This window comes from Blautia sp. MCC270 (genome assembly GCF_018785605.1).
GTDB classification, from domain to species: Bacteria; Bacillota; Clostridia; order Lachnospirales; family Lachnospiraceae; genus Blautia_A; species Blautia_A fusiformis.
The window spans coordinates 58,830-70,807 of the sequence record NZ_WQQD01000016.1; the positions used below are offsets into that span (position 1 = coordinate 58,830).

11 protein-coding genes and 1 other annotated feature are annotated in these 11,978 nt (G+C 46.9%); of the genes, 10 read left to right on the plus strand and 1 reads right to left on the minus strand.

Annotated features, from left to right (window positions below):
* Window positions 1–103: 103 nt before the first annotated feature.
* Window positions 104–973, minus strand: coding sequence for a DegV family protein (locus tag GPK58_RS05685; RefSeq protein WP_215638340.1), 870 nt, complete (start codon window positions 971–973; stop codon window positions 104–106).
* A 194-nt stretch (window positions 974–1,167) separates the two neighbouring features.
* Between GPK58_RS05685 and GPK58_RS05690 the strand changes: the two genes are divergently transcribed.
* From GPK58_RS05690 to GPK58_RS05735, 10 genes are all read left to right on the plus strand, one after another.
* Window positions 1,168–1,551, plus strand: a complete 384-nt coding sequence (locus tag GPK58_RS05690; RefSeq protein WP_022427101.1) for an anti-sigma factor family protein — start codon at window positions 1,168–1,170, stop codon at window positions 1,549–1,551.
* 2 nt (window positions 1,552–1,553) lie between these two features.
* Window positions 1,554–4,193 carry a DNA polymerase I gene (polA, locus tag GPK58_RS05695; protein WP_215638341.1) on the plus strand — a complete coding sequence of 880 codons (2,640 nt, stop codon included), beginning with the start codon at window positions 1,554–1,556 and terminating at the stop codon, window positions 4,191–4,193.
* Entirely contained in the window at window positions 4,194–4,793 is a 600-nt protein-coding gene (coaE, locus tag GPK58_RS05700; protein WP_015525251.1) for a dephospho-CoA kinase, read from the plus strand.
* Window positions 4,780–5,577, plus strand: coding sequence for an MBL fold metallo-hydrolase (locus GPK58_RS05705; protein WP_015525250.1), 798 nt, complete (start codon window positions 4,780–4,782; stop codon window positions 5,575–5,577). The genes coaE and GPK58_RS05705 overlap by 14 nt, the downstream gene beginning before the upstream one ends.
* Window positions 5,578–5,590: 13 nt before the next feature.
* Window positions 5,591–5,863, plus strand: a complete 273-nt coding sequence (locus GPK58_RS05710; protein ID WP_015525249.1) for an ACT domain-containing protein — start codon at window positions 5,591–5,593, stop codon at window positions 5,861–5,863.
* Window positions 5,864–5,933: 70 nt separating this feature from the next.
* Window positions 5,934–7,298 (plus strand): PFL family protein, encoded by a 1,365-nt coding sequence (locus GPK58_RS05715; protein WP_015525248.1) that lies wholly within the window; start codon window positions 5,934–5,936, stop codon window positions 7,296–7,298.
* Between the two features lie 58 nt (window positions 7,299–7,356).
* Window positions 7,357–7,607: a binding site (T-box leader), on the plus strand.
* 132 nt (window positions 7,608–7,739) lie between these two features.
* A complete protein-coding gene (locus GPK58_RS05720) occupies window positions 7,740–8,765 on the plus strand; it encodes an ABC transporter substrate-binding protein (RefSeq protein ID WP_215638342.1) in 1,026 nt (341 codons plus the stop codon).
* Window positions 8,766–8,837: 72 nt separating this feature from the next.
* Window positions 8,838–9,749 carry an ABC transporter permease gene (locus GPK58_RS05725; RefSeq protein ID WP_092070086.1) on the plus strand — a complete coding sequence of 304 codons (912 nt, stop codon included), beginning with the start codon at window positions 8,838–8,840 and terminating at the stop codon, window positions 9,747–9,749.
* 3 nt (window positions 9,750–9,752) lie between these two features.
* Window positions 9,753–10,541, plus strand: coding sequence for an ABC transporter ATP-binding protein (locus tag GPK58_RS05730; protein ID WP_015525247.1), 789 nt, complete (start codon window positions 9,753–9,755; stop codon window positions 10,539–10,541).
* Window positions 10,542–10,759: 218 nt separating this feature from the next.
* Window positions 10,760–11,920, plus strand: a complete 1,161-nt coding sequence (locus tag GPK58_RS05735; RefSeq protein WP_015525246.1) for a pyridoxal phosphate-dependent aminotransferase — start codon at window positions 10,760–10,762, stop codon at window positions 11,918–11,920.
* Window positions 11,921–11,978: the final 58 nt, after the last annotated feature.

Sequence of the window (11,978 nt, forward strand, 5' to 3'; positions counted from 1 at the left end):
TTTCCAGAACCTAAGGACTAGCAGCCCTCCTCCAGAGACAGAGCCATACAGAAGTATTCCCTCCGGCTGTGCTCTGGCCATGTGGATTGCTTCTGACTAGTCTTTACCATATTTCCGGGTGTACCTTGGAACAGGTGAGTGCCAGACTTCCGGGGCCGATGTGGCAGGAGACGCTCAGGGAGAGAGGGAAGATGTTGACTTCACCGATATTCGGGAAGGTGGTGAGGACTTCTTTTCGGAATTCTTCGGCTGCTTCCAGGTTGTGGGAGTGGATGACATCCAGGTTGATCTTTTCTCCAAAGCGGTCTGCAATGTCATCTTTGATGGCTTTAGTCATAGTGTTTTTTGCCTGGGTCATGGTGCGGGCCTTGGAGAAGGCGTCCAGCTTTTCGCCCTGGATCTGCAGAACCGGTTTCAGACGGAGCATGGTTCCGATGGCTGCAGCTGCAGGAGTGATGCGGCCGCCCTGTTTCAGGTACTTCAGAGTAGCTACAGTGATATAGATGCTGGAGTCGAAGCGGGTTTCTTCCAGCCAAGTTCCAATCTCATCGGCAGAGAGACCGTTTTTAGCCTGCTGGATAGCCTCGATGGCAGAGTAACGTAAGGTTCCGGAGATCCTCTGGTTGTTTACGACACGTACACGGCCATCATAGTCTTCTGCAAGCATGCGGGCAGTCTGCATGGAACTGGAGAGACCGCTGGACATGGGGATATGTACGATCTCGTCGTAGTCTTTGAGCAGCTTGTCCCAGAGGGTAGTGACGGATTCCGGTGTGGGCTGGGATGTGGAAACTTTGCAGCCTGGATTTTGTTCAAGATGCTGAAAGAACTCTGATTGGTTCATGTCAATGTCTTCCAGATATTCCTTATCATCTATAAAAAACGGCATTGGAAGCATGTAGATGCCAAGGTCTTTTACCTGAGCGGGAGACATGCCGCAGTTACTGTCTGTAACGATTGCTATAGATTTCATAATGGTGATCCTCCTTGCCTGGATTTTCATATTTGGTCAGTTTTTCTGTTTTCTGACCGGGACATCTCAAGTATACCACAGGAAACCGCCCTTGTCATTCAACGTTTAATTCGCTATAATGATATAATATTCTGGGAAATATTTCCCCAGTCTGGGGCAAATTGTGAAGCGGGATCTCAGAAGAGGCTTATCATATGGGAGAATCCGCTGCTTTGAAAGAGAGGGAAAATATGAACTGTCGTATTGCAGAGGGAATGGTTAATAAATATATCGATCATACGTTGCCGTTGAATGATCTGGAGGATTTTCTGGAGCATATTGAGAAGTGTTCCTCCTGCTACGATGAGCTTGCCACATATTTCATTGTACATAAGGCCATGCAGCAGCTGGATGAGAAACAGGAAGATACTGTTCTGGATTTTAAGGAGCTTCTGGAAGAGGATATCCGAAAATCCAGAAGGTATATCCGAAAAAAGAAATTTCACAGAGCGATCGCTGCAGTGGCAGTCTGCGTTCTGATCGCGGCACTGGTGGTCTTTCTTGTTTTTGTGATCCTGGAACTGAAGGAGGGAATTTGATTTTGAGTGAAAAAATATTACTGATCGATGGTCACAGCATCCTGAACCGTGCGTTTTATGGTCTGCCGGATCTTACCAATGCAGAAGGACGTCATACAGGAGCGGTATATGGATTTCTGAATATTATGTTCAGGATCATGGAGGAAGAGAAGCCGGAGTATCTTACCGTTGCATTTGATCTGAGTGCACCTACGTTCCGGCATAAGAGATATGAAGCCTATAAAGGCACCCGAAAACCCATGCCGGAGGAGCTTCGGGAACAGGTTCCGCTGATTAAGGAGATGCTTTCTGCCATGGGAATCAACATCATGTCTCTGGAAGGCTATGAAGCAGATGATCTTCTTGGTACGGTCGCCAGAAGAAGTGAAGCAAAGGGGATGGATGTTACCATTCTTTCCGGAGACCGTGATCTTCTTCAGCTTGCCACAGATAAGGTGCTGATCCGGCTTCCGAAGACTGTCCGGGGAAAGACAACCATTGAAAACTACCATACAGCGGAAGTTCTTGAGAAATATCAGGTAACGCCGCCGCAGATCATAGAACTGAAAGCACTGATGGGTGACAGCTCCGATAATATTCCGGGAATCCCGGGTGTTGGAGAGAAAACCGCGACCAAGATGGTCGTGCAGTTCGGTTCCATTGAGAATGCTCATGAGCATCTGGAAGAGGTAAAGCCTAATAAGGCGAAAGAATCTCTCCGCGAGCATTATGATCTGGCACAGCTTTCCAAAGAGCTTGCAACCATCAACACAGATAGTCCGCTGGAATTTTCCTACGAAAAAGCGAAAGTGGAAAATCCCTATACTCCGGAGGCATATGAATTGTGTAAACGCCTGGAATTTAAGAACATGCTGAACCGTTTTGATCCGGCTACGACAGCAGATTCCTCCATGGAACTGGAATTTTTTACCTGTAATGATCTTTCCGGTGTGGAGGCACTGTTTGAAAAAGCAGCGCAGAAAGATCAGGTGGGTATTTCTGTTCTTGCAGATCTGGATCAGGTGTATACCGTGGGACTGGTCCTGGATGAAAAAGAAATCTATCAGATTCCGGTGGGAGGACTTCTCACAGGGGATTACCTTTGCGGAAAACTGAAAACTCTGGCGGACAGTACGGTGCTCTGTGCTATGGATATTAAATCAGTTCTCAAGCATGTTTCCCTTGATGATCCGAAGAAGGTTTTTGATGCGGGGGTTGCTGCATATCTTCTGAACCCGCTGAAATCTTCCTATTCCCATGATGACATCGCCAGAGAATATCTGGATGGTATGATGCTCCCCTCAAAGGAAGACCTTCTTGGAAAGACTTCTCTGAAAAAGGCCTGGGAAGAGGAACTGGAATGCCTTGGAAATTATGCCTGCTATCAGGCGTTTGTGCCCTGCATGGCCCGAAAGGTTCTTCTTGAAAAATTGGATGAAACAGGCATGCGTAAGGTTTATGATGAGATCGAGCTTCCTCTTGTCTTTACCCTGGATTCCATGGAAAAATGGGGGATTTCCGTTAAGGGTGAAGAGCTTAAGAGCTATGGTGAAAAACTTAAAGTCCGTATCCAGGAGCTGGAAAAAACCATCTGGCAGGAAGCAGGGGAGGAGTTTAATATCAATTCCCCGAAACAGCTGGGTGTGATCCTTTTTGAAAAGCTGGGACTTCCAGGTGGAAAGAAGACCAAGACTGGCTATTCCACAGCGGCGGATATCCTGGATAAGCTGGCGCCGGATCATGCCATCGTAAAAGATATCCTGGAGTACCGTCAGCTGACCAAGCTGAAATCCACTTATGCAGATGGTCTCGGAAATGTGATCGGAGAAGATGGAAGGATCCACTCTACTTTTAATCAGACGATCACAGCAACCGGTCGTATCAGCAGTACAGATCCAAATCTTCAGAACATACCGGTCCGTATGGAGCTGGGCAGGCTGATCCGTAAGGTTTTTGTGCCGGAGGAGGGATTTGTATTTCTGGATGCTGATTATTCCCAGATCGAGCTTCGTGTGCTGGCACATATGTCCGGTGATGAAAAACTGATCCAGGCTTATCGTGAGGCGGAGGATATCCACCGGCTCACCGCATCCCAGGTGTTTCATGTGCCGCTGGATGAAGTGACATCTCTTCAGCGAAGAAATGCCAAGGCGGTAAATTTCGGAATCGTTTATGGGATCAGTTCCTTTGGACTGAGCCAGGATCTAAGTATTACCAGAAAAGAGGCAGCTGCCTATATTGAGAAATATTTCGAGACCTATCCGAAGATCAAGGGCTTTCTGGACGGTCTGGTAAAGGATGGCAAGGAACACGGTTATGTGACAACTATGTTCGGCAGACGAAGGCCCGTGCCGGAGCTGAGATCCAGTAATTTCATGCAGCGCTCCTTCGGAGAACGTGTAGCCATGAACTCTCCGATCCAGGGTACTGCAGCAGATATCATCAAAATAGCCATGAACCATGTTTATGAACGAATGAAAAAAGAGGGATTGCGTTCAAGACTGGTGCTGCAGGTTCATGATGAGCTTCTGATCGAGACAAAGAAAGAAGAGATCGAGGAAGTTTCTCGTATTCTGGAAGAAGAGATGAAGGGAGCTGCAGACCTTGCAGTGGAACTTGACGTAGATATGCACCAGGGTGACAGCTGGTATGAGGCGAAATAAATGAGAGTGATCGGAGTAACCGGCGGAGTAGGGGCCGGAAAAAGTACAGTACTTGGAATCCTGGAAGAAGATTTCCAGGCATATGTGATCCAGGCAGACCAGCTTGGTCACATTCTGATGGAACCGGGGGAAGAATGTTACGATGCGGTGATCGCATTGTTTGGAAAAGAAATCATAAAAAAAGATAAAACTATTGACCGGAGACGGATTTCTGATGTAGTATTCACAGATAAGGATATGCTTTTGAAATTAAACGGGATCATCCATCCGGCTGTAAAGCAGAGAATCCTAGATCTTCTTGGAGAACAGAAGGAAGCCGGAAGAGAGATCTGTGTTGTGGAAGCTGCTCTTTTTCTGGAAGAGAATTATCAGGAATTCTGTGACGAAGTCTGGTATGTGTATACAGAGGAGGAAATCCGGATCCGTCGTCTGATGGAAAGCCGTGGCTATTCCAGAGAGAAATCTCTTGGCATTATCCGAAACCAGGTATCTGACCAGGTTTTCAGAGAACATACGGATTATGTGATCGAGAATAATGGAGATCTGAAGGGTACCCGGAGACAGATCAGAGAAGGGATAGAGAGAAATGAGACTTTGTAGTATTGCCAGCGGAAGCAGCGGCAACTGTATTTATGTGGGATCTGAGGAGGCACATGTTCTGGTAGATGTGGGGATCAGCGGGAAGAGTATCGAAAAAGGCCTGAATTCCCTGGATCTTACCGGGAAAGATGTGGACGGTATCCTGATCACACATGAACATTCCGACCATATCAAGGGACTGGGAGTGATCTCCAGAAAATACGGAATTCCCATCTATACCACAGGTGGAACCGCAGATGCCATGCTTCGTATGAAATCCCTTGGAAAAATGCCGGAGGGACTGATCCACGAGATCCGGGAGGATGAGCCTTTTGGGATCAAGGACCTGACGGTAAATCCTTTTACCATTCCCCATGATGCTGCACAGCCGGTGGGTTACCGCCTGGAATGTGGAGAGCATTCTGTGGGCATTGCCACGGACCTTGGAAAATATAATGATTACATTGTAAAAAATCTGGAGAATCTGGATGCGGTGCTTTTGGAAGCAAATCATGACATCCGCATGCTTCAGGTTGGAAAATACCCTTATTATCTCAAACAGAGGATTCTGGGAGACCGTGGACATCTCTCCAATGAGAATGCAGGACGTCTGCTCTGTCGGATCCTCCATGATAATTTGAAGGCGGTTTTTCTTGGCCATTTAAGCAGAGAAAACAACTATGAAGAACTTGCCTACGAGACTGTGTGCTCGGAGGTGACACTTGGTGACAACCCGTACCGTTCCAGGGATTTTAAGATCCAGGTAGCGAAGAGGGATCACATATCAGAAATAATCACAGTGTAGAAAGGAAAAAACGATGAAGAAGACAATTATCACAGTAGTAGGAAATGACACAGTAGGAATTATTGCAAAGGTTTGTACATATCTTGCAGAGAATCAGGTTAATATTCTGGATATTTCTCAGACCATCGTTCAGGGTTACTTCAACATGATGATGATCGCAGACACAGCAAAATGTGAAAAGGATGGCGGTGAACTTGCAAAAGAGCTTGAGAATCTGGGTAAGGAGATCGGTGTTGTGATCCACTGCCAGCATGAAGATATTTTTAACATGATGCATCGAGTATGATCAAGCAGCGAATGCGGATTGCGAATGCATATGATATCTACTTTACATCAATCATCAGGGAGAAAATAAAATGATCAATATTTTTGAGGTAAACGAGACAAATAAAATGATCGAGCAGGAGAATCTGGATGTGCGTACCATCACCATGGGGATCAGCCTTCTGGACTGTATCGATCCTGACCTGGATGCACTGAATCAGAAAATATACGAAAAGATCACCACAAAGGCCAGAAATCTGGTAGCTACCGGTGATGAGATCGCAACCGAGTACGGTATCCCGGTTGTAAATAAACGAATTTCCGTAACACCCATTGCTCTGGTTGGCGGGGCTGCATGTAAGAAACCGGAGGATTTTGTGACCATCGCAAGAACGCTGGATAAATGTGCCAAGGAAGTTGGCGTTAACTTTATCGGCGGATATTCTGCACTGGTAAGCAAAGGAATGACTCCGGCAGAGGAGCTTCTTATCCGCTCCATTCCTCAGGCAATGGCAGAAACAGAGCGCGTCTGCAGTTCTGTAAACGTTGGTTCCACCAAGACCGGTATCAACATGGATGCCGTAAAGCTGATGGGCGAGATCATCCTCGCAACAGCAGAGGCTACTAAGGACCAGGATTCTCTTGGATGTGCCAAGCTGGTAGTATTCTGTAACGCACCGGATGATAACCCGTTTATGGCAGGCGCGTTCCACGGTGTCACAGAGGCGGACTGCATCATCAACGTAGGTGTCAGTGGCCCTGGCGTTGTAAAGAAAGCTCTGGAGCAGGTTCGTGGCGAGGACTTCGGAACTCTCTGCGAGATGATCAAACGTACCGCATTCAAAGTTACACGAGTTGGACAGCTGGTTGCACGTGAGGCATCCAAGCGTCTTGACGTGCCGTTTGGTATTGTGGATCTTTCTCTTGCACCGACACCGGCTATCGGTGATTCCGTAGCTGAGATCCTGGAAGAGATCGGCCTTGAGAGAGCCGGTGCACCTGGAACAACTGCAGCGCTTGCACTTCTCAACGACCAGGTGAAGAAAGGCGGCGTTATGGCAGCAGCTGCTGTGGGCGGATTAAGTGGTGCCTTTATTCCTGTCAGCGAGGATCAGGGAATGATCGATGCGGTAAACGAGGGAGCGCTTACTCTGGAGAAGCTGGAAGCCATGACCTGTGTATGCTCTGTTGGTCTGGACATGATCGCAGTTCCGGGAGATACCAAGGCGACTACACTGGCAGGTATCATTGCAGATGAGTCTGCTATCGGTATGGTAAATCAGAAGACAACTGCAGTACGTCTCATCCCGGTTATCGGTAAGGGTGTGGGCGAAACGGTTGAGTTCGGAGGTCTTCTTGGCTATGCTCCGATCATGCCTGTAAATTCCTTCTCCTGTGATGCATTTGTACAGAGAGGTGGAAGGATCCCGGCACCGATCCACAGCTTTAAGAATTAATTTTATTTTTGGGCTTGACAGACTCACGTTGATGTGCTAAAGTAAACACAACTTAAAAAACAAACCAGTGAGAAAGAGAAGTAAACATTTCAGGAAGCTTCACAGAGAGCGGTGATGGTGGAAATCCGCAGGGGACCAGATGTTGAATGGACTTTCGAGGGCGGCCCGAACTATTTATCTGTACAGTAGGCGCCGACGGGAACCGAACCTGTTACCAATGAGGAGTGTATGTTAGTACACCGGAAAGTGGACGATTCGTCAATTTGAGTGGTACCGCGATAATAAAGAACTTTTATTACCGTCTCAAGCATGATATAAGCTTGGGGCGGTTTTTGTGTTACAGGAAAAGCGATTCTGTCGCATGAAAGTTGTTCCGGAAAAGCAGACCGCAAGGTGTACAAAAGGTAATCATAAGCGGAAATAAGAAGGGAGAACAAAACCATGAAAAAAAGAATGTTAGTGATCGCAGCAGTAGCAGCAACAACTATGATGATGACAAGCCCGGTTATGGCGGAGGATTTTAAAGTGGGCATCTGCAATTATGTAGATGATGCTTCCCTGAACCAGATCGTAGACAACATCCAGTCCCGTCTGGAGGAGCTTGGCAAAGAAAAGGGTGTCACATTTGATGTGTCTTATGATAACTGTAATGCAGATGCCAGTGTTATGGAACAGATCATTTCAGATTTTCAGGCGGATAAGGTTGATCTGATGGTTGGTGTGGCTACACCAGTAGCAATGCGTATGCAGTCCGCTACAGAGGGAAGCGATACACCGGTTGTTTTCTCCGCAGTATCTGATCCGGTTGGCTCCGGTCTTGTAGATTCTCTGGGTGCTCCTGGTGCAAATATCACAGGAACTAGCGATTACCTGGATACTTCTTCTATCATGAAGCTGATCCAGGCACAGAATCCGGATGTAAAGAAGATCGGTCTTCTCTATGATGTCGGACAGGATTCCTCCACAACAGCGATCCAGGAAGCAAAAGATTATCTGGATAAAGAGGGAATCGAATATGTAGAGCGTACCGGAACCACTACCGATGAAGTCCAGCTCGCAGCAGATGCACTGATCGCTGACGGTGTGGATGCCGTATTTACACCTACGGACAACACCATCATGACAGCAGAACTTTCTATTTATGAAAAATTCATCGACGCAGGAATCCCGCACTACACAGGTGCCGACTCCTTTGCATTAAATGGTGCCTTTGTAGGATATGGTGTTGATTATGCAAATCTGGGACAGAAAACAGCCGATATGATCGCTGACATCCTGATAGATAATGCGGATCCGTCTAAGACAGCTGTTGAAACCTTTGACAATGGTACTGCAACAGTTAATACAGAAACCTGCAAGGCACTTGGACTTGATTTCGATACCGTAAAGAAGGCATTTGAGCCTCTCTGCACACAGGTAAATGAGATCACAACTGCAGAAAGCTTTGATGAAGTAGAATCAAAATAAATTAACCGCTCACTTTTGTGAGCAGTTATGAAATAAATCCAATTGGAGGAAATCACTGTGACGATTGCAACTATGCTCTCCCTCGGGGAGACTGCCCTGAAGCTTGGACTGATCTGTTCTCTGACAGTTCTTGCTTTGTTCCTTAGTTATTCCATGCTGAATGTCTGCGACCTTTCTACAGATGGCTGCTTTACCTTCGGGGCCGCTGTAGGAGCCGTAGTTGCTGTAAGCGGACATCCGTTTCTGTCCATTGCGGCAGCCATGGCAGCAGGTGTTACATCAGGATTTGTAACGGCTATCCTGCAGACGAAGCTGGGAGTAGACAGCCTGCTTGCAGGTATCATTGTAAATACGGCGTTATATTCCGTAAATATCGCGGTCATGGGAGGGTCATCCCTGATCAATATGAATCGGACGACCACAGTATTTACCATGATGAAGGATGCGCTTGCAGGTACACCGTTAAAAGGCAGGGAAGATATCCTCATTGCAGCCATCGCAGTGATCCTCGTGATCGTATTTCTGGTATTCTTTCTGAAAACAAGACTTGGCCTTGCGATCCGGGCAACCGGAAATAATTCTGATATGGTAAAATCTTCCTCCATCAATCCGGTCTTTACAACTGTGATCGGCCTTTGCGTGGCAAATGCATTTACCGCACTTTCCGGATGTCTTCTGTCTCAGTCACAGAAATCCGTAGATATCAACATCGGTCAGGGTATGGTCACCATCGCACTGGCATCCTTGCTGATCGGAGGTACTCTTCTCGGACATGGAGGAATTTTTGTGAGAGCGGTGGGAATGGTGCTTGGTTCCTTTATCTTCCGCCTTGTGTATACCATCGCACTTCGTTTCAACATGCCGGCATTTATGCTGAAACTGGTATCTTCTGTGATCGTTGTTCTTGCAATTTCCGGTCCGTATCTTAAGAAACAGTGGCCGCAGATCCGAAGAAGAATGACTCATACAAAAGGGGGAAGATGATCTATGTTAAAAATCAGCCATATTTCAAAAACATTTAATCCGGGAACCGTAAACGAAAAAAAGGCAATCACAGATCTTTCCCTGGAACTGAAAAAAGGCGACTTTGCTACGATCATCGGTTCCAATGGTGCAGGAAAATCAACACTTTTTAATGCAATCTGCGGTGATTTTCTTACAGATGCCGGTTCGATCGAGCTGGATGGCAGGGATATCACATTTATGCCGCAGCATGCACGCGCAAAAGAGATCGGACGTCTTTATCAGGATCCGATGCGTGGTACTGCACCGGGAATGACGATCGAAGAGAATCTTGCACTTGCAGCCGGCAAGGGTGGGTGGCTTTCTCGCACGACCCGGCAGGAAAAAGAGCGTTTTCGTGAGGAATTAAAGAAGCTGGACATTGGGCTGGAAGAGCGGATGAGCCATCCGGTAGGTCTTCTTTCCGGTGGACAGAGACAGGCGCTGACGCTTTTGATGGCAACCATGAATCCGCCGAAATTACTTCTTCTGGACGAGCATACTGCAGCCCTTGATCCGGGAACTGCTGAGAAAGTCCTTAATCTCACCAGACGGATCGTGGAAGAAAATCAGCTGACCTGTCTGATGATCACACACAATATGCAGTCAGCAATTGATCTTGGTAACCGTATCCTGATGATGGACTCCGGCAATATCGTGCTGGATATCGGAGGGGAAGAGAAGAAGGATATGACCGTGGATGGCCTTCTTGAGAAATTTAAAACGGGAGTGGGCAAGGCTTTGGATAATGACCGTATTCTTTTGTCTGAATAAACGGAATAAATAATGAAGAACCGTTACCGATCGTGTGTAAAGTGGAAAATGAATAGCTGCTTTACACAGGTGATGGTTCTTTTTTTATGAAAATTCTTGAGTATGTCACGTTACCGTGATAAAATAAATGAAATCACTTTGTGATTTCATTTATGAGCAAGTAGCGAAGCGGATTGCGAATATCCGTTTGATTTTATTATGGAAGAGGGACGAATGATATGCAGTTTTCAAAAAGACTGGACCGATTTGGAGATGAAATTTTTGCTGCTCTGAACAACCGGCGTATGGAGCTGGAAGCACAGGGCATGAAGATCTATAACATGAGTGTGGGAACTCCGGATTTCAAGACTCCGGAATATATCAAGAAAGCTGTAGCGGAAGCAGCTATGGATGACAACAACTGGAAATACAGTCTCCGTGATCTGCCGGAGCTTCTGGATGCAGTCTGTATTTATTATAAGAAACGTTTTGATGTGGAACTGACACCGGACATGGTAATGACTGTTTATGGAAGCCAGGAAGGAATGGGGCATCTTGGCATGGCGCTTTGTGATGAGGGAGATACAGTACTTCTTCCGGATCCGTGCTATCCCGTATTTGCAGCAGGAAGTCTGATGGCAGGAGCAGTTCCTTACTATTATCCGCTGGTTGCAGAGCATGATTTCCTTCCCTATGTAAAGGGAATTCCGGAAGAAATAGCGAATAAGGCTAAATATATGGTAGTATCCCTGCCGTCCAACCCGGTAGGAAGCATTGCCACTCCGGGACTTTACGAAGAAATCGTGGAATTTGCGAAAAAATATGATATTCTGATCATTCATGATAATGCGTACAGCGATATTATTTTTGACGGGGCATTTGGAGGAAGTTTTTTGGCTACTCCGGGAGCGAAAGATATTGGAGTGGAATTTTTCAGTCTTTCCAAATCCTTCAATGTTACAGGCGCAAGACTTAGTTTTCTGGTAGGCCGGCCGGATGTGATCGCAGCGCTTCGCAAATTGAGAAGCCAGATCGACTTCGGCATGTTCCTGCCGCTTCAGAAAGCAGCTATTGCAGCACTTCAGGGACCGCTGGATAGCGTAAAAGAACAGTGTCAGAAGTACCAGGAGAGAAGAGATGCTCTCTGCCAGGGACTTCGTGATATCGGATGGGAACTTCCAAATGGAAAAGGCACCATGTTTGTCTGGGCGAAGATCCCGGGTGGCCGCACCGACAGCATGGCATTCTGTATGGAACTGATGGAAAAGGCCGGCGTCATCGTGACTCCGGGAGCAAGCTTTGGTCCCCACGGAGAGGGCTACGTACGTTTCGCCCTGGTACTTCCGCCGGAGAAGATCCGGGAAGCAGTGGAAGCGATCCGAAAAAGCGGATTAAACTGAATAACTGAAAGTTGTTCAAAATCCGATCTCCAGCCATGAAAAGATTACTTATCAGCGT

Excerpts from the sequence above, each read along its gene's own strand:
- GPK58_RS05705 (WP_015525250.1), top strand. The coding sequence starts at position 4,780 with ATGAGACTTTGTAGTATTGCCAGCGGAAGCAGCGGCAACTGTATTTAT.
- GPK58_RS05685 (WP_215638340.1), bottom strand. The coding sequence starts at position 973 with ATGAAATCTATAGCAATCGTTACAGACAGTAACTGCGGCATGTCTCCC.
- GPK58_RS05730 (WP_015525247.1), top strand. The coding sequence starts at position 9,753 with ATGTTAAAAATCAGCCATATTTCAAAAACATTTAATCCGGGAACCGTA.
- GPK58_RS05720 (WP_215638342.1), top strand. The coding sequence starts at position 7,740 with ATGAAAAAAAGAATGTTAGTGATCGCAGCAGTAGCAGCAACAACTATG.
- GPK58_RS05735 (WP_015525246.1), top strand. The coding sequence starts at position 10,760 with ATGCAGTTTTCAAAAAGACTGGACCGATTTGGAGATGAAATTTTTGCT.
- GPK58_RS05715 (WP_015525248.1), top strand. The coding sequence starts at position 5,934 with ATGATCAATATTTTTGAGGTAAACGAGACAAATAAAATGATCGAGCAG.
- GPK58_RS05690 (WP_022427101.1), top strand. The coding sequence starts at position 1,168 with ATGGGAGAATCCGCTGCTTTGAAAGAGAGGGAAAATATGAACTGTCGT.
- coaE (WP_015525251.1), top strand. The coding sequence starts at position 4,194 with ATGAGAGTGATCGGAGTAACCGGCGGAGTAGGGGCCGGAAAAAGTACA.
- GPK58_RS05710 (WP_015525249.1), top strand. The coding sequence starts at position 5,591 with ATGAAGAAGACAATTATCACAGTAGTAGGAAATGACACAGTAGGAATT.
- GPK58_RS05725 (WP_092070086.1), top strand. The coding sequence starts at position 8,838 with ATGCTCTCCCTCGGGGAGACTGCCCTGAAGCTTGGACTGATCTGTTCT.